Origin of the sequence: Frisingicoccus caecimuris (assembly GCF_004340975.1) — a bacterium.
Lineage (GTDB): Bacteria > Bacillota > Clostridia > Lachnospirales > Lachnospiraceae > Frisingicoccus > Frisingicoccus caecimuris.
Genome location: NZ_SLXA01000004.1, coordinates 112,119 through 138,282, shown reverse-complemented (window position 1 = coordinate 138,282; position 26,164 = coordinate 112,119). Strand labels below are relative to the sequence as shown.

Below are 26,164 nucleotides of genomic sequence, written 5' to 3'. Positions count from 1 at the left end.
TATCATGAAGCAGATAGAAGAGATCATTAGAAATACAACCGAAGAAGAACAGGAAAAGGTGGATTGGACCAAGGCCTGGAGTACAAAGTATTCTGTGCTTGCCACTTATCAGAAAGAAGTGGATATTCCGAAATATGCTACCGAGATCCGTCGTATGCTCACGGAACTGCAGGAAGATTACAATTATTCAGAACAGGATGCCATGCTGGTTCTGAAGGATATCCTGGCTCATGAGTACATGGATAACCGATCGAAGAAAAACAAAAAACACAAGTAATGGAGAAAAAGAATCATGGAGAATGAAAAGGTATTTGCCATGTCCTTTTCCAAAGTATATGGCCTTCTGATAGCAAAAGCCGAGCGTAAAGGACGCACCAGGGCAGAGGTTGAAGAAGTCACCTCCTGGCTTACCGGGTACACCGCGCAGCAGATTGATGACCTCATGGATAGTGAGATTTTCTATGGCGATTTCTTCCGACAGGCTCCGGCAATGAATCCGAACCGGGAGAAGATTATCGGCGTTGTATGTGGTGTTCGAGTCGAAAATGTTGAAAATTCGCTGATGCGTGATATTCGGTATCTCGATAAGCTGGTGGATGAACTTGCCAGAGGCAAGGCAATGGAGAAAATATTGAGGGAATAGAAAGCGTTAATCTGATGGGATATACAATGGAGGAACTGAAAGAACTTCATTAATGGTACGGAAGGAAGTGATGTAAATGGATTTAAATAAAACAAGCAGATTTATCAGTTTGATTCTCCGACACAGGCCAGATACTATCGGAATCTCGTTAGATGAACATGGATGGGCAAGTGTTGAAGAACTTTTGGCCGGTATCTCAAAGACACAGTACATTGATATGGCAATGCTTGAGAAGATTGTGGCAACAGATAGCAAGCAGAGATATTCTTTTAATGAAGGCAAAACTTTGATCAGAGCAAATCAAGGTCATTCCATTGACGTGGATGTAGAACTTCCGAAGAAGCAGCCGCCAGTAATCTTATATCACGGAACGGGAGAAAAATATGTAATCTCGATTGATGAACAAGGACTAATTCCAAGGAGCCGTCTCTATGTCCATTTATCTGGCGATGAAGCAACTGCAACCATTGTCGGCTCAAGACATGGGAGACCTGTGGTGTATGAAGTACTTGCGAGTCAGATGTACCATGACGGTTATGAATTCTTTCAATCTCATGGAGATATGAACTGTTCTTTTTTTGCGCTCTAGTTTGCTGTTTTATCCTGATATGCGAAATAAGACAGGTTAATTCTTCAATATTTATATTTTTTAGAACGTAATAACTTGGTATTATAATATTCATAAAGAACCTATTATGATTAAATGAAGAATGTGGTGAGGTTACAGTTGTTGAAGGTAGCCAGCTGTCCGAAAGTAATTTATTAATTTGCAGCTGAAATATGGAGAATCAAAATCTTTGAGGTATTCAATCTAATGAGAACGTGATACAATTTGTGTAGTTATACATGGAGGTACAGACATGGCAGTATGCTATGAAAGACTGTGAAAACTTTTGGCTAAAAAGGATATGAAAAAAATTGAATTACAATATCGTTTGGAAATCAGCGGGAATATTCTCGCCAAATTGGGAAGAAATGAATATATTTCCATGCAGTCTGTCGAAAAGATATGCGGAACACCGAATTGTACTATTGACGAAATAATGAAGTTTACGGAAAGTAAGTGAGAATATGTACAAATTAATTACAAAACAAGGTATTTTAGAACCCTATAAATATAATACGGAGAATGAATTTGAACAGGAAATTGTGAAAAATAAAACTGCTATCTTCGGAGAAAAGTCAATTTACTTTGAAATCAAAAAGAAGATTGGGAATACCATTCCTGATGGATATTGCTTAGATTTGACTTTTCATACAGAACCCAAATTATATTTTATTGAGATAGAGATGGAAAGTCATGACCTTTATGGTCATATAGCAGAACAGCTTTTGAAGTTTTCGATGGCTTTTGATGATAATAAGTATAAATTGAAAAATATTTTAATGGAAGAAATCGCAAAAGACTCTGAAAAACAGAAGATGCTAAAAAATTACGTCCAAGATTCAAAAACAAAATTCAGCGATGAAACAGAGCTTTTGTACCATGTGATTTATGAAATGCCAATTTCTATTATTGTCATTATAGATGAATATACAGAGCAGTTGGAAAGAGTTCAATCTAAGTTAAATGATGAAATTACTGTTTTAGAGTTTGAGTCCTATAAAGCAAACGGAGACATTGTTCATAAATTTACACCTTTCTATGATGATCAGGAAATTGACGTAGACAATGAAGAAACAGCAGATGTGGATGAATTAGACACTATCATTGTTCCAGCTATGGAAGAAGGATTTAATCAGGTATTCCTTGGAGAAAATTGTTGGTATGCCGTAAGAATTTCTGCACCGATGTTAAATAGAATAAAATATGTTGCTGCATATCAGGTGGCTCCTGTATCAGGTGTTACATATTACGCTTCTGTTGACAGAATTGAAAAATATAAGGAAACTGGTAAGTATATTATTTATTTTAAAGATAAAGCAAAGAAAATTGATAAAATACCTATGGGAAATAACAAAAAGCCTGTTCGTTCCTGTCGATATGTGAATTTACAAGAATTACTGAGCGCAGAAACAATTTCAAGTATTTGGGAGTAATGAAATTAAAAAGCAAGACCTGGACTTTGGATGTGCAGCAGAAGAAAGGAAGTATGAACACGATTGAGTTGTGCATAGAGATTGTTTTCAATGGCTACACCGAAGGTTTTATTGATATCAGATTACAAAGATTTTCCTGGATAACAGGGCGTATATGCTGAAGCGACTGATTGCGGAGGATGAGGAGGAATAAGAAAAAAGAACAAACGCAAAGAACCGGGCATTTCCTCAGAAATACAGAGGGAACATATCGGAAAGTTAACGGAAACACATTGCTGAAATTTTCGATAGATACTATACTATTTCCGAAAGTGGCGATAACATGACCGATATTAGATATATTTCAACGAAAGAAGCTGCTGAAATACTGGGATTATCAACCAGAAGAGTAGTAGGATTATGCAATGACGGAAAGCTGGCAGGTGCTTTGCAAAAGGGCCGTGGATGGAAAATTCCGGAAGAGACTGTATATGCATACCTAGGTACCGTAAAACCTGAAAAAAGAAATAAAGGGATTCTTTCTTGCGCAGTTGGGAATACATCTTACATGGATGTGGTAAAGAACAGTTATTATGTAGATAAAACGCTTCTGATTCGTGATTTGATTGACGATCAGGTTCCGGTCATTTTGTTTACCAGACCACGAAGATTTGGCAAAACACTTGCCCTTGATATGCGTAAAACCTTTTTTGAAAAAACGAAAGAGGATACTTCTATTTACTTCAAAGATAAACAGATTTGGGCGTGCGGTGAAAAATATCAGAAGATGCAAGGTGCATTTCCGGTGATTTCCATCACTTTCAAAGATGCAAAGTTTTCGGATTGGGCCAGTATGCGACAATTAAAAATGTGATTCGTGATGAATTTATGCGGCACGATGAGCTTTTTACAAGCGACAGCCTTAATCCGGTGGTCTTAAGGATAACCCTTCTCTTGCTTTTGGTGTCCTTACCGGCATCCTCCTCGTATCAAAGGAGAATCTGTTTAGTGGACTTAATAATCCAATCGTAAATTCTGTACTTGATGAGAAATACAGTAAATACTTTGGATTTACCGTGGACGAAGTGAACACCATGGCAGCATACTACGGACAGGAGACAAAACTGGAAGAACTTCGAGAGTGGTACGATGGGTATCGCTTCGGAAGTACAGAAATCTATAATCCTTGGTCTGTTGCCAATTATTTCTATAATAACTGCCAGGCGAAACCATATTGGACCAATACCAGTGATAATGAGATTATCCGGGAGATCATGATATCTCTTACACCGGATATTGCAGAGAATCTTTTTGCACTGCTGCAGGGGCAGACCGTTCAGGCATCGTTAAATATGGATGTCATCTATCCGAGGATAACGGATGGAACAGATACCATCTTCAGCTTCTTGTTACTTGCAGGATATTTAAAACCTGTAAGCGATTCGGTTGAAACAGAATTTGGGACATTTATGGAGCTGGCGTTACCGAATAAGGAGATTCGCAGAGTTTACAATACAGAGATTTTATCCTGGCTCAGGGGGACAGTGGATGGCAATGTCATGGCAGGACTTGAAAAAGCATTGTATCTGAATGATGGGAAGAAACTTCAGGAATTCTTTCGAAAATATATGATCACCTGCATCAGTTGTTTTGATGGAGCATCAGAGGGCTTTTACCATGGCATGATGTTTGGACTGGCAGCAGGCATGTCCTCAAGATATTACATCAGATCAAATAGGGAATTCGGAGAGTGAAGATTCGATCTTGTGTTGGAGCCTAAGGTACATTCTTTGCCGGGGGTTATCATGGAATTCAAAGCGACAAAGGATGATGCTGGTTTGTCTGCATCCGCCGCTGAGGCTTTAAAGCAGATTGAGGATAAGCACTATGATACGGATATGAAGGACCGTGGAATCAAGGAAATCGTAAAATACGGCATCGCCTTTGCAGGTAAAAATGTAGAGATTGCGATAGGTTTTTCCGAATAGGAACTAAAAATCATTATAAGGGAACTAAATATAAAAAATGAGAACTAAAGATTGAAAAAATGAGAACAATATAATAAAATAAGTATACAATCAAAGGAGAGGAGCCAAGCATATGAAGTATTATACAACAAAGGAAGCTGCAGAGCTCCTTGGTGTTACAAAAAGATATATAACAAAACTCTGTACCAGTAAAGCAATTTCCGGTGCAGAAAAAAAGGGAAGCCGATGGATGATTCCGGAGAGTTTTATTGCAAAAAAGAGTAAAAGGAATGTTTCAACCCGCGTATTTAATACGACCGGTATCTGTAATCCGGCAGAACACTATATGGTAGATTTGACACAGAGACTTCTTGAGGTAAGGAAACTCGTTGATGAAGGAAAATACTTTATGATCAATCGTGCCAGACAGTTTGGAAAGACGACAACATTGCATGCTCTGGCAGAATATCTGAGTCAGGATTATCTTGTCATAAGTATGGATTTTCAGATGCAGATGAGTGATGCAAAATTCAGAAATGAGAACAGCTTTTCTTTGGCATTTGCCAGAGCCTTTGAAAATTCATACCGAATTACGGAAAGTGGCAGGAGTCAGGAATATCAGGCTGCTTTCAAGGAGTTTACAAAAGAGCGGCAAGAGGCCGGGGAACAATTTGAATTGGTAGAATTGTTTCAGGCACTCAGCAACCTTTGTGCAGCCGTTCCAAAGAAGATAGTGCTTATGATCGATGAAGTTGACAGTGCGACAAACAATCAGGTTTTTCTGGATTTTCTTGCACAGTTACGTGGCTATTATATTAACAGAAGTCGGTTTGCTACATTTCAATCAGTAATCCTCGCCGGGGTATGTGATATTCGTAATCTGAAACGTAAAATGCGACCGGAAGAGGAACATAAAGATAATAGTCCATGGAACATTGCTGCGGATTTTGATATTGATATGAGCTTTTCTGTAGAACAGATTAATGGCATGCTCCTTGATTATGCATCTGAACATGATTCAGCTATAGATACAAATATGATTGCCAGAGAAATCTATGACTACACTTCCGGTTACCCGTATCTTGTATCCAGACTTTGCCAGCTGCTTGATGAAATGTACACAGCAGGAATGCATGATAGCTGGACCCATGCAGGAATTTTGGAGGCGGTTCGCAAACTGGTTCGCGAGTCAAATTCTCTATTTGAAGATATGGCAAAGAAGGTGAAGGATTATCCTGATCTGGGAACCATGCTGCGGGATATTTTATTTTGTGGAAAAGGAATTCCGTTTAATCTGGGAACAGAACTGGTATCGATTGGTGCCATGTTTGGTTTTTTGAAGGATGAAGATGGACAGGTTGCAATAGCAAATAGAATTTTTGAAATCTGGTTTTATAACCTTTTCATTGCGCAGGATGCAATCGATAGTAAGACGTACGATGCCGGGCAGCAATTGAAGGGACAGTTTGTTACAGAGAGTGGCCTGGATGTAGAGAAAATACTGAAGAAATTTGTGGAGCATTTTACAGAAAGTTTCGGTAATAGTACGGATGCATTTGTAGAAGAGAATGGAAGAAAACTGTTTATGTTGTATATTCGTCCGTTAATTAATGGCATTGGAAACTATTATATTGAGGCACGTACGCGCAGTATGGGACGTACCGACCTGATTATAGATTATCTGGGAAAACAGTATATCATCGAGATGAAGATCTGGCACGGAAATGAATACAATACTCGTGGGGAGGAGCAGTTATTGGGATATCTAAATGACTATCATCTCGAAAGAGGATATATGCTCAGCTTTAACTTCAACAAGAATAAAAAACCAGGGGTACAGGAAATTCATTTTAAGGATCATACACTGGTTGAAGCAGTAGTGTGATATTCTCGATAATAGCATAGAAATTTCACTTTTCGCCAATTCGCCCAGACTTGCAGTTTTCTTTGCATAAAACCATGCTCTGGCTAATGGTAGCCAAGTTGGCGACCATTAAAAGTCGAAAGATCTTTATGTACATTGTTGCATCGTATGGAAATGAGTGATATATGTATCTTACCGATACCAGCTGAATCAGCCGGGGCGAGGGAAAGTTTTGACTACTAAAGCAGCAGTTCTGCGAGCCGACCTATGAGTGCCTGCAAAGCAGCAAAGCACCGGATCGGTTGACGAAAAGATATCCCATCGGCGTAAATTTGATATACACAATGCGTGTGTTTTGGGGGTATAATATAAGAGTAGAGATTATAAAAACAGGTCAATAATTTAATAGAGTTATCAATTCCGAGAAAGTACGGAATCGGTAGCCGATAAATCTATTGGCGTCGTTATAAGCACTCAATTTTTACTGTTTGGCAATTCGGTACTAAGAACTAAATTAGCTCATGCCAACATTTTGCAAACAAATTAAGAGTGAAGATATCGCAATGGAAAAATATCTTCACTCTTTTTTATTACATTTTTTTATATGCATTTCCCCACTCAACCATGGAATCAAGGATTGGTTTCAGGGACTTGCCCAAATCACTTAAGGCATATTCTACTCTTGGCGGAACTTCCGGATAGACAGTTCTTGTGATCAAGCCATCATTTTCCATGGAGCGGAGGCTGTCGGTGAGAACCTTCTGGCTGATACCTTCTAAATCCTTCTTAAGTTCATTGAAACGCCAAGGGCGTTCTAACAGATTTCTTATGATAAGCAATTTCCATTTACTTCCAATCAGGGCGACGGTAGTGGCAACCGGGCATTCTGGCAATTCTTCTTTTGTCAGCATAGAATCAACTCCTTATATTAGATGCATTTTGATTGTTACATCAAATTATAATGTAGCACTCATAGAACTGTCAATCAGTTACAAAAAGGTGACCCGGGTTACTTTTTTGTGCCTCTGTAATAAAAATGTGCGTACTTTTTTTTGAAGCCCGGTCTTGCTATTCTAAAGGTGCAACAGGGCAAAGCCCCAAAAAAACTAATATTGCAGGAGGTAACTAAAATGGCATTAACAAACATTGCAGGATGGAACGAAGATGAGAACAAACAGACAAGCGCAGCATGTGGGACAGCATGTGGATCAGCTGACAAACCGGAAGAGAAACCGGCAGCATGTGGAACAGCATGCGGAGCATCTGATAAGTAAGTAGAAATCAAGGGAAGGGAGTGGGATAGGATGAGCCAGTATTTTGCTTTTCAATGGCATATTACAGATGAATGTGATCAGCGCTGCAAGCACTGCTATATTTTCTCGGGAGAAGGCTGCAGAGAAATTAAGAGCATGACCTGGGAACAGATGCAGGAGGTAGTAGCGAATTGTGAGGATTTCTGTAAAGTGTACAACAGAGTGCCATACTTCTACATTACCGGGGGAGATCCTATCCTTCATCCCGATTTCTGGAAATTGATGGTATTGTTGAAGAGTAAGGATATACCATTTACGCTTATGGGTAATCCGTTTCACCTGGATGATGAAATCTGCAGAATGCTGAAAGTCTGTGGCTGTGAAAAATATCAGATGTCACTGGATGGAATGAGAGAAACGCACGATTGGTTCAGAAAGCCCGGGAGCTTTGATCTTACCTTGGAAAAAGTAGGTTGCCTGAATCGTGCTGGGATAAAAAGTATTATTATGAGTACGGTTTCAAAGACAAATATGGATGAGATACCAGATGTTATTGATGCAGTTGTAAAAGCGAATGTTAAGGTCTTTGCATTTTCCCGTTATGTGCCGACTGGTGGAGAAGTGGATACCAGCATGACACCACAGGAATACAGAAATCTTCTGGAAATATGCGATGCAAAGTATAAGGTATATGAAGCAGCGGGATGTGAGACCTATTTTAATAAAAAAGACCATCTGTGGACTCTTTACGAATATGAGACAGGACAGTTTAAACTGCCTTCAAAGGCAAAAGAAGGGATGATTTACGGCGGCTGTAATTGTGGTAATTGCCATATCACGATTTCGTCAAATGGTGATGTGATGGCGTGCAGAAGGGTTACGAATAGTAAGGTGGCAAATGTATTTGAAGACAGGCTGGCAGATGTATGGATCTGTCAGATGGAAAACTATAGAGAGTATGATAAATTCACGAAGTGCAGTAAGTGCGAATTGAAATCATGGTGCAGAGGCTGCCCTGCTGTTGCCAATGGAACAAATGGAGATTTCTATGGAGCAGATCCGCAGTGCTGGAAAACGAAGAATGAAATAACCGGGGAGGAACTGCCATGTTAATGGATTTGATCAAGGCAAGGCATTCTATCAGAAAATATACGAATGAGCAGATAAGCAGAGAGGACCTTCAGACAATTTTGAAAGCTGGTAATTTTGCTCCAAATGCAGGCGGTGGACAGAGAAGCATGGTGGTTGCGATTCATAACAAAGAACTGGCGGCTCATGTAGGAAAAATGAATATGGCCAATTTTGATCGTATGCATTTAGCCGGAAACTTTGTGTCGAAAGAGCAGCCAAGTACCATTGATGATCCGTCAATTAAAAATGGATTCTATGATGCACCCACAGTTATCTGCATTTTTGCACAGAACAATTTTATGTTCAAAACAGCAGATGCTTTCTGTATGGCTGAAAATATGATTTTACAGGCAACGGAACTGGGAATTGCTTCCTGCATCATTTCAAGAGGATATGAGACTTTTGACAATGAGGAAGGACGAAAACGGATGAAAGAATGGGAAGTGCCGGAAGGCTATATGTGCCAGTGTTTTGTAATCCTTGGCTACATAGACGGAGAGCAGCCGCACAGTAAACCAAGAAAACCCGGCAGAATAAAGGTTATTGAGTAGGAGGTGCCGTATGGATCTGGCAACATGTCTTAAGAAAATGGAATTGGTCGGTGTGCTTGCATTTGCAACAGTAGACAGCGATGGTGCGCCGCAGATCAGAAATATCAGTGCTATTCATTATGAGCCGGATGCTTTATATTTCTTTACCGCAAGGGGAAAGAATTTTTGTAAAGAACTGCTGGAGGATGGCAGAGTTCAGATACTATGTTATACAAAATATAAAGAAATGATTCGTTTGTCGGGAAAAGCATATGCTGTGCCGGGAGATGAACAGATGAAATGGAGAGATAAAATTTTTGAGGAACAGCCCTACCTGGGAAATGTATATCCCGGAGATACCAGAAGCATAGGAATCATCTTTTGCATTGACAAGGCAGAAATAGAGTATTTCCATCTTGGTGTAAATCCCATATTTCGGGAGACATACCGCCTGGGAGATGTTAAACTGAAAGAAAAAGGATATTTTATAACCGAAAGCTGCATCGGCTGCGGAACCTGCAGAGAAATGTGTCCGCAGAGGTGTATAGAGGATGGTTCGCCTTTTACAATCAGACAGAATCATTGTCTTCACTGTGGAAACTGTTATGAAAACTGTCCGGTAAAAGCTATAGAAAGAAGATGAAGAGATGAATCAGAGTGAAAAACGCTTGTTTCTGATTAAGAGATTATTAAAGGAACGGCCGAGATATAGCAACATGCAGATACCTGTCGGGACAGATGAGCAGAAAGTGATGCTTCGGTCTCTTATGAATGTCAGAATGCCTGATAATATAGATGAAGAATTTTTAAATGTGCAGGATGAATATTTACAGCAAGTCAATGCAGAAAAGGGTGTTGTTATACTTTCGGATATGGAGGAGATACAGCCGGGTGTATATATCTGGAAGGGGGATATTACAAGGCTTAAGGTTGGGGCAATTGTAAACGCTGCCAATAGTGGTATGACCGGATGCTATCAGCCATGTCATAATTGTATTGATAACTGTATCCATACCTATGCCGGAATCCAGTTAAGACTTACATGTGCCAAGATTATGGAAGAGCAGGGGAATCAAGAACCAACCGGCCAGGCAAAGATTACTCCGGCATATAATCTCCCCTGTGATTATGTGATCCATACGGTAGGTCCCATCGTCCAGGGAAAATTGACAGAAAAGCATGAGGAGCTGTTGGCATCATGTTATACATCCTGCCTTGAAATTGCGGATGCAAATAAGGTGGATTCCATTGCATTCTGCTGTATTTCAACAGGGGTGTTTATGTTTCCAAATGAAAGAGCAGCAGAGATTGCAGTCAAAACAGTAAAAGGATATAAAGAGAAAACAGGCAGTTCCATTAAGGTGATCTTTAATGTGTTCAAAGATCTGGATGAAGAAATCTACAGGGAACTGTTAAGATAGAAGGTGATACTTGTGAAATTGATGAAGTTTCCAAATCAGAAAATAACATTTGAATCTTTTTTATGTGGTATACCTGCAAGAGATTATATTTATCAGGACATCCCTTATGATCAGCAGATAAAAGATGCTGCCAAAATGATAAAGAATGCAGAGTATGTGCTGATTGGAGCTGGTGCTGGAATGAGTACGGCTGCCGGTGCTCAGTATGGCGGAAAATTCTTTGAAGAGAATTTCGGAGAGTTTCAGATGAAATACGGGAAAGGTCCATATATGCAGGATATGTATTCTGCAGGCTTTTATCCGTTCCCGGATGAGGAAAGCTATTGGGGATACTGGTCAAAACAGGCGTTGCTGGCTGGAATAACTCTTGATGTAACTCCACTGCATAGATTGCTTTTGGAATCGTTATCCGATAAGAAGATATTTGTATTAAGCACGAATGCAGATGCCCAGTTCGTAAAAGCAGGCCTGCCGGGTGAGAAAATCTTCTGTACACAGGGAGATTATTTCCATATCCAATGTGGCAAAGGATGCCACGACAAAACATATGATGCAGTAGAATTGTTTTGCCGGATGAATCAGGCAAGAAGAGATTGTAAGATTCCATCTGATCTGGTGCCAAAGTGTCCCGTTTGCGGTGAATCTATGGATATGAATCTCCGTAAGGATCATTTTTTTGTTCAGGATGATGACTGGTATGAAGCAGAAGAAAGATTTTCTGATTATCTGTCAGAAGCTATCAATGAAAAGCTGGTGCTTCTGGAACTGGGTGTAGGATTTAACACCCCGACAATTATTCGTTTTCCATTTGAAAAACTTGTAAGAGAACATGATAATATCAGTCTGATCAGATTGAATCTGGAACAGGCAGTTGTGCCGGAAAGTTTTGGACGCAGAGCGGTAGGCATTCATGCGGATATGGCAGAGAGTATCAAAGATATTGTGGAGGAAGTGAAGCGTAAGTAATCATACAGACAGGAATGAGGACAGATATTCCGGCATTTTGTACCAAAAATCCAGCACCGATGATTTCACATATGCTTTTAATAAGATTCACTGAAAAATAGGCGAATGAAGCTCACATTATCCCTTTTTCTTACGCAGTTTTAAGCTGATATTTTTCGTTGCCGTTGCATCCTGTAGTAATCCAGCAACAAAAGCACTTTTTTCTTTGAGGGTCAGTGTTTCCATATCAGGTTTACGCTCAATTTCCCTGAGTACCGATTGCAGGTCTTGCAGTTCCAAAAGGTTGACGGCTACACAAAAGAGTGTTTTTTTGCGGCCATCATTATAGCCCAACAAGAAAAGCTCCAAAATTACGGATATGTATTCTATCCCCTCAGATTTTTTAGAGTGTCGGGGTTATTTGAGATGATCATTTCAATGAAAACAGAAGAAAGAACAAAGCCGTATTATAAACCTTATAATGATAATATGATTCTTCTATCTGACAAGGATTGCATTCCTCCCATTCGGGTTTCTTTATTTCATTTTTTTTCATCAACAGAAAGCATGAATGTGGTTAATCGTATTATATCATAAAGCAGCCCGTATCTCTACTTTTTCATACCCGGTTTTGTCTAAGCTTAACCCTATCGGTATTTCCCGTTAAAAATCTCATTGACAAATGTAAGACATTCTGTATAATAAGCAGTGAATGATGTTTAGTTTTACTAAACTTTAAGATTATTTTTATAATTACAAATGCAGCGATCGATTTGCTGTAGGAGGCTAACATGGATATTGGACGAAAATTAAAGGATTTGCGAGTCAGGAAAGGACTTACTCAGGAAGAGCTGGCTGATCGGGCAGAGTTGACAAAGGGGTTTATTTCCCAGTTGGAACGGAATTTAACATCGCCGTCGATTGCAACTCTGATGGATATTCTTCAATGTCTGGGAACAAATATCGGCGAGTTTTTCAATGAAGAGACGGAAGAACAGGTAGTATTCTTAAAGGGAGATTATTTTGAAAAGCTTGATGGTGAGTTAAAAAATAAAATTCAATGGATTATTCCTAACGCGCAGAAAAATGTTATGGAACCAATTCTTTTAACACTGGAACCGGGCGGTTCGGTCTATCCCGATAATCCCCATGAGGGGGAAGAATTCGGATATGTGCTTAAGGGGTCGGCCCGGCTGCACATTGGAAATAATGTTTATAAGATTAAGAGCGGTGAATCTTTTTACTTCCTGCCGGAAAAACAGCATTATCTGGAATCCCGGCACGGAGCAACTGTGCTCTGGGTGAGTTCACCGCCCAGCTTTTAATAATTGGTACTTAGGAGGAAAAAAAGTTGAGCAAAAAGCCATTAATCGACCTGGTGGATATTACCAAATCCTTTGATGACACCTGTGTTCTGGATGATTTGAACCTGTCCATCAAGGAAAATGAATTTTTAACATTGCTTGGACCTTCGGGGTGTGGAAAGACAACAACATTAAGGATTCTGGGCGGTTTTGTGACGCCGGATAAGGGTAATGTCATTTTTGACGGTGAGGATATCACTCAGGTGCCTCCGAATAAGAGGAATCTGAATACGGTATTTCAAAAATATGCCCTGTTTCCACATATGAATATTGAGGAAAATATTGCCTTTGGTTTGAAAATCAGTCATAAATCGAAAGCTTATATTAAGGATAAGATTAAGTATGCATTAAAGCTAGTGAATCTGCAGGGATATGAGAAACGTATGCCATCCTATTTGTCCGGGGGGCAGCAGCAGCGAATAGCTATTGCCCGCGCTATTGTCAATGAGCCGAAGGTACTCCTTCTGGATGAGCCTTTGGGAGCGCTGGATTTAAAGCTGCGTCAGGACATGCAGTATGAATTGATCCGATTAAAAAATGAGCTTGGAATTACTTTTGTTTATGTAACCCACGATCAGGAAGAGGCGTTGACCATGTCGGATACAGTGGTGGTCATGAATCAGGGCTATATTCAGCAGATGGGTACGCCGGAGGATATTTATAATGAGCCTGAGAATGCCTTTGTGGCAGACTTTATTGGTGACAGTAATATTATTGATGGATTAATGGTCCGGGATGAACTGGTTGAGATTCTTGGTGTGAAATTTGCCTGTGTGGACAAGGGCTTTGGAAACTATAAACCGGTAGATGTGGTCATTCGGCCCGAAGATATTATTCTTGGAAACCCGGGAGAGGGTTCTATGGATGGTGTGGTGAGCCATTTAATCTTTAAGGGAGTTCACTATGAGATGGAAGTTATGGCGAATGGTTTTGAGTGGCTGGTGCAGAGTACGGTAGCTCATGCGGTAGGTACTCCGGTAAGCCTTCGGGTAGATCCGTTTAATATTCAGATTATGAATAAACCGGAATCCGAAGATGAGAAAGCTGTGACGCCTGATGAATAAACGGAAACTTTTGGCAGGGCCTTATCTTATTTGGGCCATAGGATTTATTATCTTACCTTTACTGATGATTATTTATTATGGCCTGACTTCTCCAGATGGCGGTTTTACGCTGGAAAATCTATCGGCCATTGGAGATTCCATCCACTATAAGGCCCTTGGACAGTCTTTATTGATTGCCTTTGGCAGTACGTGTATCAGTCTTCTTATTGCTTATCCTCTGGCCTATATATTGAGTAAAAATCAGGGGAGCAAAAAGGACATTATCATTATGCTGTTTATTCTTCCGATGTGGATTAATTTTTTGCTGCGTGTTCTTGCGCTGCAGATGATTCTGGCGAATACAGGTATTTTAAATGGCATACTGAACTTTTTCGGACTTCCGTCGCAGCATCTGCTTTATACGCGGACCGCCATTCTCATCGGAATGACTTACGACTATTTACCGTTTATGATCCTGCCGATTTATAATGCCATGTGTAAAATTGACAGAGATTTGATACATGCGGCGGCCGATCTGGGCGCGGGAAGTAAGTTGATTTTCAGAAAGATCATACTGCCGTTATCCATGCCTGGTGTGATCAGCGGAATTATCATGGTGTTTGTACCGAGTATTTCAGAATTTGCGATCGCGGATATTTTAGGCGGTTCGAAAATTTTGCTCATCGGAAATGTCATTGAACAGGAGTTTTCGTTGACAAACAACTGGCACCTGGGCTCCGGACTTTCCATCGTATTGATGGTATTTATTTTTATCAGTATGGCGGTTATGAATAAGAACGACGCGGAAGGGGAGGGACAGATGATATGGTAAAACGATGGATTGAGAAATGCTATGTGGGGCTTGTTCTCTTTTTGCTGTATGCACCGATCGCAATTCTTATTGTCTGCTCCTTTAATGCTTCGAAATCCCGCAGAGTTTGGGATGGATTTACGTTTCAGTGGTATATCGAATTATTTCAGGATGAGGCCGTTATCGGAGCCGTTCGGACCTCTTTAATGTTGACAACGGTGGCGGCAATCGTGGCTGTGCTCCTTGGAACACTGGCCAGTATCGGAATTACAGTCATGGGCCAGAAAACGAAGCAGGTGTTTATGACGGTTACCAATGTTCCCATGCTGAATGCGGATGTCGTTACAGGTATTGCGATCATGCTTCTTTTCGGACGCTTCTGGAATCTGGGGTATTTTTCCATGCTGGCTGCCCATATCACCCTGGGAGTGCCTTATGTCATTTTAAATGTCATGCCGAAACTCCAGCAGACAAATGTGAGTACCTATGAAGCGGCTCTGGATCTGGGGGCATCTCCGGTCTATGCTTTTTTTAAGATTGTTCTGCCGGATATTATGCCGGGAATCTTCTCGGGATTTTTGCTGGCGTTTACCATTTCTCTGGATGACTTTGTGATTACTTATTTTACAAAGGGCGCCGGGATGAATACCATATCTACCATGATCTATCAGCAGGTGCGTCGCGGTATTAATCCGAAAATGTATGCGTTGTCAACGATTTTATTCCTGTTGATTCTGATTGTACTTTGGATCGCCAATCGGATATCGGCAAGACAGGTCCAGGGAACGCGGGGATAGAAGGGAGAATGCGGTGAAAAAGGTTAAAGTATATATGTGTTTGATGGCCGCCGGGGTGGTAATATTGGGCGGTTGTGGCAGTTCAGATAATGAAAATGCCGCCGATTCGGGAAATACACTGGTTGTTTTTAACTATGGTGATTATATTGATTTTACCACGATTGAGATGTTTGAGAAGGAAACAGGAATTCACGTGGAGTATGAGCAATATGTGACGCCGGAAGATATGTATACCAAGTATCAGTCCGGAAATATTCCCTATGATTTGATCTGTACGTCGGATTATATGGTCGAAAAAATGATTCGTAATGGAGAAGCAAAGAAGATCGATAAGACTTCGATGGAATACTATGAGAATCTGGATCCGACTTACCTGGAATTTTGTCGGGCTTTTGATGCGGAGAATGAATATGCGGTTCCTTATTTTTGGGGGACAGTGGGTATTCTTTATAATACGGAGATGGTAGAGGAAGAGGTTGACAGCTGGGATATTCTCTGGGATGAAAAGTATGAAAATCAGATTATTATGGAGAATAGTATGCGGGACGCCTTTGAAGTTCCATTAAAGTGGAAAGGTAAGTCTTTAAATACGACAGACGAAGAGGAGCTTCGGGAAGCTCAGGCCCTGCTCATGGAACAGAAAAAAATGGTGATGGCTTATATGGTGGACGAGTCCAGAGACGCCATGATCGCAGGTGATGCGGCGCTTGCTGTCATCTATTCCGGTGATGCGACAGCGGCCATGGAGGCCAATGAAAATCTGGATTATGTGGTGCCGGAAGAGGGCTCCAACATATGGTTTGACTGTTGGATGATTCCGGATTCCTGTAAACATCCGGAGAATGCCCAGAAGTTTATTGATTTTATGAACCGGGAGGATATTGCCCGGATAAATTTTGACTATGTGTATTATGGTACTCCGAATAAGGTCCTTTATGAATCTTTGGATGAGGAGACAAAAGAGGATTATACGATTTTTCCGGCAGAGCGTACACTGGAAAAATGTGAGGTATATAAATATTTAGGATCAGAGATTGAAAGCTTTTATAATCAATTGTGGAAGGAATTAAAGGCATATTAGGAGGAAAGCGTTTGGAACTGTTGGAAGAGGTCATTCAAGTATATATCGAGAGAAAAGAATGGTTTGGGGGGTTGATGCTACAGCATATGACCTTGTCAGCTATTGCCATTTTTTTTGCGGGGATTATCGGACTCTTAATAGGAATGTGGATTGCGGAGCACAACCGAGTGGCTCCGGTCATTCTTGGTATTGCCAATGTGTTTTATACAATTCCTTCGATTTCTCTGCTTGGTATGCTGATTCCCTTTATAGGGATTGGAAACAAAACGGCAGTGGTGGCTCTGACTATTTATGGTATCATGCCGATGGTTCGAAATACTTATACCGGCAAATTATTTTTGTTCAACGGTTGTGAGAAAGGATTCTTTGGAAAAGTATCCGGGGCTTGAAGATGCTCTTATGAAAATGGACGGCATTTTAACAGATAAAGAGATGGCCGGACTCAATTATAAGGTTGAAGTGGAAGGAAAAAATGAAGCCGATGTTGCAAAGGAATTTTTAATTTCTAAAGGAGTCATTGAGGAATAGTTGGAGAATAATCAGATGGATATCATTACACTGGAGCATGTGACAAAAAGTTTTGATGGGCAGAAAATACTGGAGGATTTTAACCTTTCTGTGAGGGAAGGCGAATTTCTTACGGTGATCGGGCGGTCCGGCTGCGGCAAAACAACGATGCTGAAGCTGATGAACGGGCTTTTGACACCGGATAGGGGAAAAGTATATGTTGAGGGGAAGAATATTGCTGAAACGGACATGATTTCTCTTCGGCGGCGGATTGGCTATGTGATTCAAAACCGGGGATTATTCCCGCATATGACAGTGGAAAAAAATATTACCTATGTTCCCGTGATCAGCGGAAAGAAGAATAAAAAAGAAAACCATGATCTGGCGTTAAGGCTTTTAAAGCTGGTCGGACTGGAAGAAGAAAAGCTGCAGCGGTATCCGGCAGAATTGTCCGGTGGACAGCAGCAGCGTGTAGGAATTGCCCGGGCTTTGGCAGCGAATCCAAAGATTCTTCTTATGGATGAACCTTTTGGAGCTTTGGATGAAATTACCCGACAGACCATGCAGGACGAGATTTTAAGGCTTCAGAAAGAACTGGGATTGACGATTATTTTTATTACCCATGACATTCGGGAGGCCATGAAACTCGGTGATCGGGTCATGGTGATGGAAGGCGGAAAAACGATTCAGCTGGATACGCCGGAAAATATATGCCAGGTTCCGGCGGACAGTTTTGTATCGGATCTGATAAAGTGTGTTTTATAGTCGTTAAATCGTGAGTAGAAAAAGGATATCTCCGAAGATGCCTTCTTTAAGGTAAGGCTTTCGGAGATATCCTTTATATTGTCAGGCTTTCACTGTTAACTCGTGGATAAAAAGTCCGCTTCGGAGCTTTGGCTCGAACCAGGTGGATTTTGGCGGCATGATACAGTCTGAGTCGGCGATATCCATTAAATCATCCAGAGTGGTCGGGTAAAGAGCAAAGGCGACGCCATGCCCTTCGTTGACAAGTCGTTCCAGTTCGGCGAGACCGCGGATTCCACCTACAAAGTCAATACGGGTACTTGTGCGGGGGTCGTCAATATTTAAGATCGGTCCCAGAAGGTTGTTCTGGAGGATGGAGACGTCAAGCTGCTCAACGGGATTTTCTTTATTGAAGCTGCCATCTTTAAAAGTCAGGCTGTACCATCGCCCGTCCAGATACATACCGGCCTGATGCTTTTTTGTTGGCTCGTAACGTCCGTTTACCGGGGATAAGTCGAAATCTTTTCCGAGTTTCTCCAGGAACTGAGCATTCGTCATGGCGTTTAAGTCGTGGACATAGCGGTTGTATGGCCATATATGAAGCTGTTCATCCGGGAAAAGGACAGCGAGAAAATAGTTAAATTCTTCATCGCCGGTGTAGTTCGGATATTTTTCTCTGCGTTTCATACCTACATGGAAGGCAGAAGCTGCCCGATGGTGACCATCGGCAATATATAAGTATGGAATATTTTTAAATTCTTTTTGAAATCCAAGAATTGTTTTTTCATCATCTACGACCCAGACCGTGTGACGAACGCCGTCTTCAGCTGTAAAGTCATACACCGGCCGATAGCTGTCTATCCAGTATTTCATCGCCTGTGTCACATTCTGACGAGCACGATAAGTCAGAAAAATCGGACCGGTATTAGCATCGCAGGTATCCACGTGACGGATTCGGTCGGCTTCTTTGTCTGCCCGGGTCATCTCATGTTTTTTTATTGTTCCGTCAGCATAATCGTCGATGGAGACACAGCCGACAATTCCCGTTTGCACACGTCCGTACATAATTTCGCGATAAATATAGAGACAGGGTTTTGAATCCTGAATGTAAACGCCGTTGGAACGCATTTGATTCAATGTGTCCGCGGCTTTTTTATATACCTGGTCATCGTAGGGATTGACGGAGGTATCAAAATTGATTTCTGCTTTGTCCACATGAAGAAAGGAATAAGGGTTATTCTGAACAATCTTTCGGGCTTCTTCCGTATTCATTACATCATAAGGTAATGCGGCAACCTGGCTGGCCAGAGATGGTACGGGCCGGATCGCAGCAAAAGGTTTTAGAACGGCCATGATATCCTCCTTAAATGTATAGTTTAATATGTAAAAGGTAACTCCTATATTAACACAAATAATTACAAAGTTTCAAGTGTTATCATGATAGTTTATTAAAGAAAAAACATTAAAATTAAAAAAAATGACAGGATTTGTAAGAAAAATGTAAGAATTTTTCAGGCTTTATGACATAGACAAATGTATATAAGGTGATATACTACGTTAGTATATGTGGGCATTGGAACAGAAAGGTGATGTATATGGGAAATACGTTGGATATTATTATTGTATGTATACTTCGGATATTTGTTCTTTTATATTTGTATCAGACATTGTATTTGCTTGTTGGTCTTTTTTGTAAACCGAAACGGTTCGTTGCTGAAAATTTTCATCGATACGCCGTGTTGATATCGGCACGGAATGAAAGAGCTGTTATTGCAAATCTCATTGAAAGTATAAAGAACCAGGACTACGCATCGGAACTTGTGGATATATTTGTTGTAGCGGATAATTGTACGGATGATACGGCGGTTGTTGCGCGGCAGGCGGGAGCCATTGTTTTTGAGAGATATGATGAGCAGCAAAAGGGAAAGGGATATGCTTTAAACTATTTGCTCGGCATGATCAAGCAGCAGTATGGACCGGATTATTACGAAGGTTATTTTGTATTTGATGCGGATAATATTCTGGAGAAGGATTATATCAGCCAGATGAATACGGTATTTGATAATGGATATTCTCTGGTCACCAGTTATCGGAATTCAAAAAATTACAGTGATAACTGGATTACTTCCGGCTATGGATTATGGTTTTTAAGAGAAGCCAGATATTTGAATAATGCCCGAATGATTCTCGGAGCAAGCTGTGTGGTTTCGGGAACAGGCTTCCTTGTGCATAAAGATATCATCAAACGGAATGGTGGCTGGAACTGTTTCCTTTTGACGGAGGATATTCAGTTTTCAACGGAAAATATTATCCGGGGTGATAAGATTGGGTATTGTGCCGATGCCATGTTTTATGATGAACAGCCGGTACGATTTATTGATTCATGGAATCAGAGGCTGCGCTGGTCAAAAGGATTTTACCAGGTGTTTTTCCGATATGGGAGAGATTTGATCAAAAAGATTTTTATAGAATTTAAATTTTCCTGTTACGATATGTTTATGACATTGCTTCCGGGGCTTTTAGTGACAGTGTTGATTATTCTGGCCTGCCTGGGCGTTGTTGTCGCGGAGGATACAAGCTCTAAAATATTAATGGATTCGCTGACTTCGCTGGCGCTTTATTCGGTGGTTGCCTCCTATGTTTCATTCTTTGTTATGGGATTGATAACAACATTGACGGAGTGGAAAAATATTTATTGTAATACCCGGAAGAAAGTATTTTATTTATTCACATTTCCAATATTTATGTTTACTTATTTGCCGATATCCATTGTGGCGCTGTTTGCAAAGATTCACTGGAAACCGATTCCCCATTCGGTTGCTGTTACGGCAAATCAGATTAAAGGTCAATAATGAATTTAATTTAACTGAGAGACACATACTATCTGTAGATGTCTCTCAATTTTTTTTTAAAAAAAGGGTTGACATATAGATTAATATCTGTTATATTACATCTAGAACAAATAAAACATATAAAACAGTCGAATGGAGGAATGATGTATGTTAATGCCTAGTATTTTTAATAACAGTTTATTTGATGAGATGATGGATTTCCCATTCGGAAGAGATTTCTTTGGTGATTCCGGACGTATGCTGAATGACTATAGAACGGGAGTGATGAAAACCGATGTGAAAGAAGCCGATGGAGTTTATGAAGTCGACATGGAACTCCCGGGATATAAAAAAGAGGATGTTTCAGCCAGACTTGATAAAGGCTATCTTACAATTACAGCTGTGAAGAATGAAGAAAATAATGAAAATGGCGGCAATGGAAAATATATCCGTCGTGAACGTTATTGCGGACAGTGTTCCAGAACATTTTATGTGGGTGAGAATGTCCGTCAGGAAGATATTCACGCAAAATTTGAAGACGGTATTTTGAAGTTGACTGTTCCAAAAACACAACCGGCCAAAATTGAGGAACAGAAATATATATCCATTGAAGGTTAATTGCTTTATATACCTTACTGCTTTCTCCGGGCGTCCTTGAAGGGCGCCCGGTTTTTTGTTAGTGTTTAAAGGGAACAAAATTACGTCCTTAAAGAAGTCCTCGCAGTTATAAAAGACATATGATATAATGATAAGGAATGTAACGGAGAGAGTGAGACAGTTAGCTATGGAATATGTTGTCGTGGATTTTGAATGGAACCAGTCCCCATACGGTAAAAACGCTTCAAATAAACGTCTTCCGTTTGAAATTATTGAAATAGGAGCGGTAAAGCTGGATGAAGAGGGACGGGAGATTGATCGGTTCAGTGAAATGATCAAGCCGAAGGTCTACAGAAAGATGAACCATGTAACAAAAAATCTGACGGGCATTACGGAGAAAGATTTAAACCGGGGGACCGTGTTCCCAAAGGTACTGGTTGATTTTATGCTTTGGTGCGGTGAGGACTATATGTTCTGTACCTGGGGGAATCTTGATCTGTTGGAACTACAGAGAAATATGAAGTTTTATCATTTGGAAGATCTGCTTGTCGGTCCGATTAAATATTACAATGTACAAAAGCTGTTTTGCCGGTTTTATAATCATGAGAGCAGCGTAGTGTCTCTGGAATATGCGGTGGATTTTCTGAAGCTCAGGCATAAAGGTGAGTTTCATCGGGCAATCAATGATGCCGAATATACAGCGGAGATATTTGCCGTAATGGATAAAAAAGAAGCGGCAAAGTGGTATACGGTAGATTATTATCAGAATCCAAAGAGCCGAAAGCAGGAAATCAAACTGGTGTATGAGGATTATTCGAAGTATATCTCAAAGGAATTTGAGAGCAAAGAGGCGGCCATGTCCGACAGGGAAGTGCGTACGACCCGGTGTTATCGGTGTGGTAAACCGGCATTGAAACGAATTCGCTGGTTTTCAGGAAAGAACAGGGCCTATTATTGTCTGGCTGAGTGTGCGGAACATGGATATATCCGTGGTAAGATTCGGCTGAAAAAGACGGATGAGGATAAATTTTTTGTAGTTAAGACACTGCGTCCGGTTGACGCAGCAGGAGCGGCCGGGATTGGGGATATGAAAGAAGAGCTGCGCCAGAAGCGTCAGGAAAAAAGACACAGGGAGGGAACGCATGAAGGCTAAGTTTATTATTAACCCTTCATCCGGAAAACAAAATTTTTTAAAAAGTATTGAAAGTGTGGTTGGATGCCTTGTCTTAAATCAGGTGGTAAATCAGGTGGATGTGGTTTACACGAAACAAGAGGGGGACGCACTTGCGGAAGCGAAAAATATAAAAAAGGGTGAGTACGATTTTGTCGTATCCGTTGGCGGTGACGGTACGTTGAATGACGTGGTCAACGGTTTGATGGAGGGTGGCAGCGAGACGCCTTTAGCGGTTATTTCCGTAGGGACGGCCAATGATTTTGCCCAATATGTAAAACCACCGCAGACGCCGGAGGCCTTTTGTAAGATGATCATGGAATTTAAAATCCGGCGTATCGATGTGGGCAGGATTGACGATCGATATTTTATCAACCGGGTCAGCGGCGGCTTTGGATCGAATGTGGGGGATAGAGTTTCTCAGGAGTCAAAAGCGGTACTTGGGAAGCTGGCCTATTATATGGAAGGCGCTCTGGATTTCTCAAAGAAGGGCGTGGAAACCTTAAAGGTTCGGTTTGATTCGATGCAGTTTAAGGGAGAAAGAGAAGTCATCAGCTTTATGGTGTTGAATACCTGCGCCGGTTTTGGAATGTACCGGGGGCTTCCGGAAAAGGATCCGGATGACGGGACACTGGATGTCATGATCGTAAAGAAGATGGATTTGGGGCAGATGCCGGGGTTAGGTATACAGGCATTGACGAAAAAGATGGTGAAGCATCCGAAGGTGCGGCATTTCAGAACAGAGCGGATTCGGATAGAATCGGCAGATGATACGGATATTGTTGTTGATTATGATGGTCAGGTTTTTGGAAAGCTTCCGGTGGAGCTTTCTGTTATACCAAAGGCTATAAAATTAATCGTACCTTAAGTGCCGCAGAATGCGGCACTTTTTTCATATAAAAACCGTGAAGGTGTCAACAATCTTTTTTTCTGCCGATATTCAAAATAAACTGACAGACCTCTTTCCATGATTTGTGACACTGGATACAACAACGGTCCAGCGCTTTATGGTCGTAACAGAGAACAGATAAATTTTTATTTAAATTTTTTTGATTTTTCAAAACAAATCGGCCTCAAAGTTATTATTAATCATTATATGTGAAGCTGCTGACAGTGTGTTATCGGCGGGCGATCAGCCGGTGGATGGGATTTCCTAAAGCAGAGAATTTGGCTTCGTATTCGGTCATAACATTGTCTTCGACAGCCGGACTGTGATGCAGGTCACAGGTAACGTCGGTTAATTCCCAACCGGCGGCTTGAACTTCTTCCAGAGAAAAATCAAAAAGCGGTCGGTTGTCAGTCTTGAAGATGACCTCGCCTTCCGGTTTGAGAATCTCGTTGTAGCGGCTCCAGTAGTCACGATAGGTCAGGCGGCGTTTTGCATGGCGGTCCTTCGGCCATGGGTCGGAAAAGTTCAGGTAGATACCGTCGACTTCATGCCGGGCAAAAACTTCGGTGATTTTTTCTGCATCCATACGGATGAAACGAAGGTTATCACCTTCGAAGGTTTCACACTTCTCCAGGGCGCGGACAAGAACACTGGAATATTTTTCAATGCCGATAAAATTTTTGTCCGCATTTCTCCGGGCCATTTCCAGAATAAACTGCCCTTTTCCCATACCGATTTCTATATAAAGAGGTTTTGAATTTTCAAAGACCTCATGCCACTGTCCTTTTTTTTCTGTGATATCACAGATGACCAGGGGATTAGCCGCAATGGTCTCCCGTGAACCTTTTACATTTCGTAAACGCATGTCTGTATCAACTCCTTCTTCGTACGAATATATCATAAAATTGACTTTTTTTCTACTTTCATTTACTATATAATGTAATGTAAATTTTCAGGTAAAGGAGAATTCGATGAAGCGATTATTTACGCTGTTTATGATTGGCATTCTGAGTCTGTCTTTTGTTTTTCCGGTTTATGCGGAGGAAGATATTTACACGGAAGGAGAGTCCCCGGAGGTGGCGGCGGAATCGGAATCGGAGACAGAGGCGCCTCCGGAAATCAAACCGGATGATGAGGTTTCAACGGAAGATATCGTCTTGTATTCGGAAGGTGTCGCGGTTATTGATATGGATACGGGCGCAGTCCTTTATAGTAAAAATATGAATCGAAGATTGTATCCGGCCAGTATAACGAAAGTGCTTACCGGGTATCTGGCTTGTACATATCTGGATTTAAACGGGGAAATTACATTCACGCAAGAAGCTTTGGACGGCATTGATATATGGATGGATATGAATATCGGAATGGAGGAAGGCGAGGTTCTTTCTACTGACCAGGCGCTTCATGCATTGATGATGGTTTCAGCAAATGAGGTTGCATGCGGATTGGCAGAGGCCGTGTCCGGCTCGGTTCCTGCCTTTGCTGAACTGATGAATAAGACAGCGGCGGGTATTGGATGTAAAGATACCCATTTTACCAATCCGAATGGCCTGCACGACGATAATCACTATACAACAGCCTATGATATGGCACAGATTGCCCGGCTGGCATATACAAATAAAAAATTCCGGTCATTGCTTCAGGAACCGGCCTATGTCATTGAGAAAACAAATAAAAAAGAAGAACCGATAGAGCTGATTCAACAACATAAGATGTATATGGATTCGGAATATACCTACGAAGGGTGTCTGGGCGGAAAGACCGGCTTTACTTCAGAGGCGGGAAGTACGTTGGTGACCTATGCGGAAAGAAATGGCCTGCGGCTTGTCTGTGTGACGATGAAAGCACAGAACTGGCATCACTATACAGATACGATTCAGGCACTGGATTATTGTTTTAATACATACGCAAAGACCTCTGTCACAGATCAGACAGATCTGGCGCTCCGGCTCAAAGCGGAGGTAGAAGATTGGCAGAGTGTGTGGAACTTTGATCATCGGATAAATAGCTGGAATTTCTTTTTGAATTCGGGCAAATTAGTGGACGTGAGGGTAAATGGGTCTCTGGCCGAGTTGACGGAAACCTTTGTACCGGCGAATACCGTGGCTTTGGGAGTTCCGCCCTACGATTCCTACACGGGCCAATGCGGAACGGTGGAATATTACGATGGTGTACGCTGTATGGGCAGCGTTCCTGTATATATGGTTTTGCCGAAACTTGCTTCGGACACCACGCTTTCTTTGAATGCGGTCATGTCCAATGAGCGATTAATGGCAATGCTTGAAGCGAAAGAGCAGCAGATGCCGGTTTCGGCAAAAGATTCGGTCAATGCAGCGGCAAAATCTCTCTATGGTCGTTTGCTCCGAATGGAGATATCACCTGTATGGGTGGCTGCTTGTGCAGCAGTAATACTTATTCTCATTCTGATGTTCAGCATATTTTTGCACACGATGCGTCGGCGTAAAAGACGAAAAAATTATGAACGGCTTCGAAGAAAACGTCTGGAAGAGAAGCAGAGAAAAGAAAATGAGCGTACACTTTAGTTTGATCTGAAGT

32 protein-coding genes are annotated in these 26,164 nt (G+C 41.2%); 28 read left to right on the top strand and 4 right to left on the bottom strand.

Features of this window, described 5'->3' with window-relative positions; genetic code table 11:
• Positions 1-4: 4 nt before the first annotated feature.
• From EV212_RS06105 to EV212_RS06075, 9 genes are all read left to right on the top strand, one after another.
• Positions 5-277 carry a hypothetical protein gene (locus tag EV212_RS06105; protein WP_132090427.1) on the top strand — a complete coding sequence of 91 codons (273 nt, stop codon included), beginning with the start codon at positions 5-7 and terminating at the stop codon, positions 275-277.
• Between the two features lie 15 nt (positions 278-292).
• Positions 293-643 carry a DUF2200 domain-containing protein gene (locus tag EV212_RS06100; RefSeq protein ID WP_132090424.1) on the top strand — a complete coding sequence of 117 codons (351 nt, stop codon included), beginning with the start codon at positions 293-295 and terminating at the stop codon, positions 641-643.
• Between the two features lie 76 nt (positions 644-719).
• Complete coding sequence (locus EV212_RS06095) at positions 720-1,232, top strand: RNA 2'-phosphotransferase (protein WP_132090421.1); 513 nt, start codon at positions 720-722, stop codon at positions 1,230-1,232.
• Between the two features lie 304 nt (positions 1,233-1,536).
• On the top strand, positions 1,537-1,710 hold the full coding sequence (locus EV212_RS06090; RefSeq protein ID WP_257591931.1) for a helix-turn-helix domain-containing protein: 174 nt from the start codon (positions 1,537-1,539) through the stop codon (positions 1,708-1,710).
• A gap of 4 nt (positions 1,711-1,714) precedes the next feature.
• The gene (locus tag EV212_RS06085; RefSeq protein WP_132090418.1) at positions 1,715-2,683 is read left to right on the top strand and encodes a hypothetical protein; all 969 of its coding nucleotides are present in this window, start codon (positions 1,715-1,717) and stop codon (positions 2,681-2,683) included.
• A gap of 322 nt (positions 2,684-3,005) precedes the next feature.
• Positions 3,006-3,536: an AAA family ATPase gene (locus tag EV212_RS13680; protein WP_243115483.1), complete on the top strand. Its 531-nt coding sequence runs from the start codon at positions 3,006-3,008 to the stop codon at positions 3,534-3,536.
• A gap of 202 nt (positions 3,537-3,738) precedes the next feature.
• Positions 3,739-4,416, top strand: a complete 678-nt coding sequence (locus EV212_RS13675; RefSeq protein WP_456298269.1) for a hypothetical protein — start codon at positions 3,739-3,741, stop codon at positions 4,414-4,416.
• A 51-nt stretch (positions 4,417-4,467) separates the two neighbouring features.
• On the top strand, positions 4,468-4,650 hold the full coding sequence (locus tag EV212_RS13670; RefSeq protein WP_243115482.1) for a PD-(D/E)XK nuclease domain-containing protein: 183 nt from the start codon (positions 4,468-4,470) through the stop codon (positions 4,648-4,650).
• A gap of 112 nt (positions 4,651-4,762) precedes the next feature.
• Positions 4,763-6,514, top strand: coding sequence for a helix-turn-helix domain-containing protein (locus tag EV212_RS06075; protein ID WP_132090414.1), 1,752 nt, complete (start codon positions 4,763-4,765; stop codon positions 6,512-6,514).
• A gap of 569 nt (positions 6,515-7,083) precedes the next feature.
• Here the strand turns inward: EV212_RS06075 and EV212_RS06070 are convergent.
• On the bottom strand, positions 7,084-7,404 hold the full coding sequence (locus EV212_RS06070) for a winged helix-turn-helix transcriptional regulator (protein ID WP_132090411.1): 321 nt from the start codon (positions 7,402-7,404) through the stop codon (positions 7,084-7,086).
• Positions 7,405-7,623: 219 nt separating this feature from the next.
• Here EV212_RS06070 and acgA point away from each other — a divergent pair, with 219 nt between their 5' ends.
• Genes acgA through EV212_RS06040 form a run of 6 tightly spaced genes read left to right on the top strand, consistent with a single transcriptional unit; the run spans position 7,624 to position 11,794 of the window.
• On the top strand, positions 7,624-7,767 hold the full coding sequence (gene acgA, locus EV212_RS06065) for an ACGX-repeat peptide (protein ID WP_132090407.1): 144 nt from the start codon (positions 7,624-7,626) through the stop codon (positions 7,765-7,767).
• 30 nt (positions 7,768-7,797) lie between these two features.
• Entirely contained in the window at positions 7,798-8,859 is a 1,062-nt protein-coding gene (gene acgM, locus EV212_RS06060) for a radical SAM/SPASM domain protein, ACGX system (protein WP_132090404.1), read from the top strand.
• On the top strand, positions 8,853-9,428 hold the full coding sequence (locus tag EV212_RS06055) for a nitroreductase family protein (RefSeq protein ID WP_132090400.1): 576 nt from the start codon (positions 8,853-8,855) through the stop codon (positions 9,426-9,428). The genes acgM and EV212_RS06055 overlap by 7 nt, the downstream gene beginning before the upstream one ends.
• Positions 9,429-9,438: 10 nt before the next feature.
• Complete coding sequence (locus tag EV212_RS06050; RefSeq protein WP_132090397.1) at positions 9,439-10,050, top strand: 4Fe-4S binding protein; 612 nt, start codon at positions 9,439-9,441, stop codon at positions 10,048-10,050.
• A 4-nt stretch (positions 10,051-10,054) separates the two neighbouring features.
• A complete protein-coding gene (locus tag EV212_RS06045) occupies positions 10,055-10,828 on the top strand; it encodes a protein-ADP-ribose hydrolase (RefSeq protein ID WP_132090394.1) in 774 nt (257 codons plus the stop codon).
• 21 nt (positions 10,829-10,849) lie between these two features.
• The gene (locus EV212_RS06040) at positions 10,850-11,794 is read left to right on the top strand and encodes an SIR2 family NAD-dependent protein deacylase (protein WP_132090695.1); all 945 of its coding nucleotides are present in this window, start codon (positions 10,850-10,852) and stop codon (positions 11,792-11,794) included.
• A 117-nt stretch (positions 11,795-11,911) separates the two neighbouring features.
• On the opposite strand, the gene EV212_RS06035 is transcribed toward EV212_RS06040, so the two are convergent.
• Positions 11,912-12,127 carry a hypothetical protein gene (locus EV212_RS06035; protein ID WP_243115481.1) on the bottom strand — a complete coding sequence of 72 codons (216 nt, stop codon included), beginning with the start codon at positions 12,125-12,127 and terminating at the stop codon, positions 11,912-11,914.
• A gap of 437 nt (positions 12,128-12,564) precedes the next feature.
• Here EV212_RS06035 and EV212_RS06030 point away from each other — a divergent pair, with 437 nt between their 5' ends.
• The 8 genes from EV212_RS06030 to EV212_RS06000 are packed head-to-tail and all read left to right on the top strand — an operon-like array spanning position 12,565 to position 18,141.
• Positions 12,565-13,098, top strand: a complete 534-nt coding sequence (locus EV212_RS06030) for a helix-turn-helix domain-containing protein (RefSeq protein ID WP_132090390.1) — start codon at positions 12,565-12,567, stop codon at positions 13,096-13,098.
• Positions 13,099-13,124: 26 nt separating this feature from the next.
• Positions 13,125-14,201 (top strand): ABC transporter ATP-binding protein, encoded by a 1,077-nt coding sequence (locus EV212_RS06025; protein WP_132090387.1) that lies wholly within the window; start codon positions 13,125-13,127, stop codon positions 14,199-14,201.
• Complete coding sequence (locus EV212_RS06020; protein WP_132090384.1) at positions 14,194-15,012, top strand: ABC transporter permease; 819 nt, start codon at positions 14,194-14,196, stop codon at positions 15,010-15,012. Before EV212_RS06025 ends, EV212_RS06020 begins: the two co-directional genes overlap by 8 nt.
• Positions 15,006-15,788: an ABC transporter permease gene (locus tag EV212_RS13665; RefSeq protein ID WP_165873316.1), complete on the top strand. Its 783-nt coding sequence runs from the start codon at positions 15,006-15,008 to the stop codon at positions 15,786-15,788. Before EV212_RS06020 ends, EV212_RS13665 begins: the two co-directional genes overlap by 7 nt.
• A 13-nt stretch (positions 15,789-15,801) precedes the next feature.
• The gene (locus EV212_RS13660; RefSeq protein WP_243115480.1) at positions 15,802-16,869 is read left to right on the top strand and encodes an ABC transporter substrate-binding protein; all 1,068 of its coding nucleotides are present in this window, start codon (positions 15,802-15,804) and stop codon (positions 16,867-16,869) included.
• Between the two features lie 11 nt (positions 16,870-16,880).
• Positions 16,881-17,258 carry an ABC transporter permease gene (locus EV212_RS06010; protein WP_243115494.1) on the top strand — a complete coding sequence of 126 codons (378 nt, stop codon included), beginning with the start codon at positions 16,881-16,883 and terminating at the stop codon, positions 17,256-17,258.
• A complete protein-coding gene (locus EV212_RS06005; protein WP_330570472.1) occupies positions 17,236-17,397 on the top strand; it encodes a glycine betaine ABC transporter substrate-binding protein in 162 nt (53 codons plus the stop codon). Before EV212_RS06010 ends, EV212_RS06005 begins: the two co-directional genes overlap by 23 nt.
• A gap of 15 nt (positions 17,398-17,412) precedes the next feature.
• Entirely contained in the window at positions 17,413-18,141 is a 729-nt protein-coding gene (locus tag EV212_RS06000; RefSeq protein ID WP_132090378.1) for an ATP-binding cassette domain-containing protein, read from the top strand.
• An 81-nt stretch (positions 18,142-18,222) separates the two neighbouring features.
• Here the strand turns inward: EV212_RS06000 and EV212_RS05995 are convergent, their stop codons facing one another.
• Positions 18,223-19,473, bottom strand: coding sequence for a DUF1015 domain-containing protein (locus EV212_RS05995; protein WP_132090375.1), 1,251 nt, complete (start codon positions 19,471-19,473; stop codon positions 18,223-18,225).
• 242 nt (positions 19,474-19,715) lie between these two features.
• On the opposite strand from EV212_RS05995, the gene EV212_RS05990 reads away from it, so the two are divergent.
• The 4 genes from EV212_RS05990 to EV212_RS05975 all read left to right on the top strand — a co-directional run bounded on the left by EV212_RS05990 (position 19,716) and on the right by EV212_RS05975 (position 23,587).
• A complete protein-coding gene (locus EV212_RS05990) occupies positions 19,716-20,972 on the top strand; it encodes a glycosyltransferase family 2 protein (protein ID WP_243115479.1) in 1,257 nt (418 codons plus the stop codon).
• Positions 20,973-21,119: 147 nt separating this feature from the next.
• The gene (locus EV212_RS05985; RefSeq protein WP_132090369.1) at positions 21,120-21,569 is read left to right on the top strand and encodes an Hsp20/alpha crystallin family protein; all 450 of its coding nucleotides are present in this window, start codon (positions 21,120-21,122) and stop codon (positions 21,567-21,569) included.
• A gap of 127 nt (positions 21,570-21,696) precedes the next feature.
• Positions 21,697-22,701 (top strand): 3'-5' exonuclease, encoded by a 1,005-nt coding sequence (locus EV212_RS05980; protein WP_243115478.1) that lies wholly within the window; start codon positions 21,697-21,699, stop codon positions 22,699-22,701.
• Positions 22,691-23,587 (top strand): diacylglycerol/lipid kinase family protein, encoded by an 897-nt coding sequence (locus tag EV212_RS05975; RefSeq protein WP_132090366.1) that lies wholly within the window; start codon positions 22,691-22,693, stop codon positions 23,585-23,587. Before EV212_RS05980 ends, EV212_RS05975 begins: the two co-directional genes overlap by 11 nt.
• A gap of 250 nt (positions 23,588-23,837) precedes the next feature.
• Here EV212_RS05975 and trmB read toward each other — a convergent pair whose 3' ends face one another.
• Entirely contained in the window at positions 23,838-24,473 is a 636-nt protein-coding gene (trmB, locus tag EV212_RS05970) for a tRNA (guanosine(46)-N7)-methyltransferase TrmB (protein ID WP_132090363.1), read from the bottom strand.
• A gap of 106 nt (positions 24,474-24,579) precedes the next feature.
• Between trmB and EV212_RS05965 the strand changes: the two genes are divergently transcribed.
• Positions 24,580-26,151 carry a D-alanyl-D-alanine carboxypeptidase family protein gene (locus EV212_RS05965; RefSeq protein WP_132090360.1) on the top strand — a complete coding sequence of 524 codons (1,572 nt, stop codon included), beginning with the start codon at positions 24,580-24,582 and terminating at the stop codon, positions 26,149-26,151.
• Positions 26,152-26,164: the final 13 nt, after the last annotated feature.

Bases quoted from the DNA above. Each gene is read 5' to 3' on its own strand.
- EV212_RS06050 (WP_132090397.1), top strand. From the start codon at position 9,439: ATGGATCTGGCAACATGTCTTAAGAAAATGGAATTGGTCGGTGTGCTT.
- EV212_RS05975 (WP_132090366.1), top strand. From the start codon at position 22,691: ATGAAGGCTAAGTTTATTATTAACCCTTCATCCGGAAAACAAAATTTT.
- EV212_RS05995 (WP_132090375.1), bottom strand. From the start codon at position 19,473: ATGGCCGTTCTAAAACCTTTTGCTGCGATCCGGCCCGTACCATCTCTG.
- EV212_RS05980 (WP_243115478.1), top strand. From the start codon at position 21,697: ATGATAAGGAATGTAACGGAGAGAGTGAGACAGTTAGCTATGGAATAT.
- EV212_RS06045 (WP_132090394.1), top strand. From the start codon at position 10,055: ATGAATCAGAGTGAAAAACGCTTGTTTCTGATTAAGAGATTATTAAAG.
- EV212_RS06095 (WP_132090421.1), top strand. From the start codon at position 720: ATGGATTTAAATAAAACAAGCAGATTTATCAGTTTGATTCTCCGACAC.
- EV212_RS05985 (WP_132090369.1), top strand. From the start codon at position 21,120: ATGTTAATGCCTAGTATTTTTAATAACAGTTTATTTGATGAGATGATG.
- EV212_RS06055 (WP_132090400.1), top strand. From the start codon at position 8,853: ATGTTAATGGATTTGATCAAGGCAAGGCATTCTATCAGAAAATATACG.
- EV212_RS06100 (WP_132090424.1), top strand. From the start codon at position 293: ATGGAGAATGAAAAGGTATTTGCCATGTCCTTTTCCAAAGTATATGGC.
- EV212_RS13670 (WP_243115482.1), top strand. From the start codon at position 4,468: ATGGAATTCAAAGCGACAAAGGATGATGCTGGTTTGTCTGCATCCGCC.
- EV212_RS13680 (WP_243115483.1), top strand. From the start codon at position 3,006: ATGACCGATATTAGATATATTTCAACGAAAGAAGCTGCTGAAATACTG.
- EV212_RS06070 (WP_132090411.1), bottom strand. From the start codon at position 7,404: ATGCTGACAAAAGAAGAATTGCCAGAATGCCCGGTTGCCACTACCGTC.
- trmB (WP_132090363.1), bottom strand. From the start codon at position 24,473: ATGCGTTTACGAAATGTAAAAGGTTCACGGGAGACCATTGCGGCTAAT.
- EV212_RS06000 (WP_132090378.1), top strand. From the start codon at position 17,413: ATGGATATCATTACACTGGAGCATGTGACAAAAAGTTTTGATGGGCAG.
- EV212_RS05965 (WP_132090360.1), top strand. From the start codon at position 24,580: ATGAAGCGATTATTTACGCTGTTTATGATTGGCATTCTGAGTCTGTCT.
- EV212_RS06075 (WP_132090414.1), top strand. From the start codon at position 4,763: ATGAAGTATTATACAACAAAGGAAGCTGCAGAGCTCCTTGGTGTTACA.
- EV212_RS06030 (WP_132090390.1), top strand. From the start codon at position 12,565: ATGGATATTGGACGAAAATTAAAGGATTTGCGAGTCAGGAAAGGACTT.
- EV212_RS05990 (WP_243115479.1), top strand. From the start codon at position 19,716: ATGGGAAATACGTTGGATATTATTATTGTATGTATACTTCGGATATTT.
- EV212_RS06040 (WP_132090695.1), top strand. From the start codon at position 10,850: ATGAAGTTTCCAAATCAGAAAATAACATTTGAATCTTTTTTATGTGGT.
- acgM (WP_132090404.1), top strand. From the start codon at position 7,798: ATGAGCCAGTATTTTGCTTTTCAATGGCATATTACAGATGAATGTGAT.
- acgA (WP_132090407.1), top strand. From the start codon at position 7,624: ATGGCATTAACAAACATTGCAGGATGGAACGAAGATGAGAACAAACAG.
- EV212_RS06085 (WP_132090418.1), top strand. From the start codon at position 1,715: ATGTACAAATTAATTACAAAACAAGGTATTTTAGAACCCTATAAATAT.
- EV212_RS06105 (WP_132090427.1), top strand. From the start codon at position 5: ATGAAGCAGATAGAAGAGATCATTAGAAATACAACCGAAGAAGAACAG.
- EV212_RS06020 (WP_132090384.1), top strand. From the start codon at position 14,194: ATGAATAAACGGAAACTTTTGGCAGGGCCTTATCTTATTTGGGCCATA.
- EV212_RS13665 (WP_165873316.1), top strand. From the start codon at position 15,006: ATGGTAAAACGATGGATTGAGAAATGCTATGTGGGGCTTGTTCTCTTT.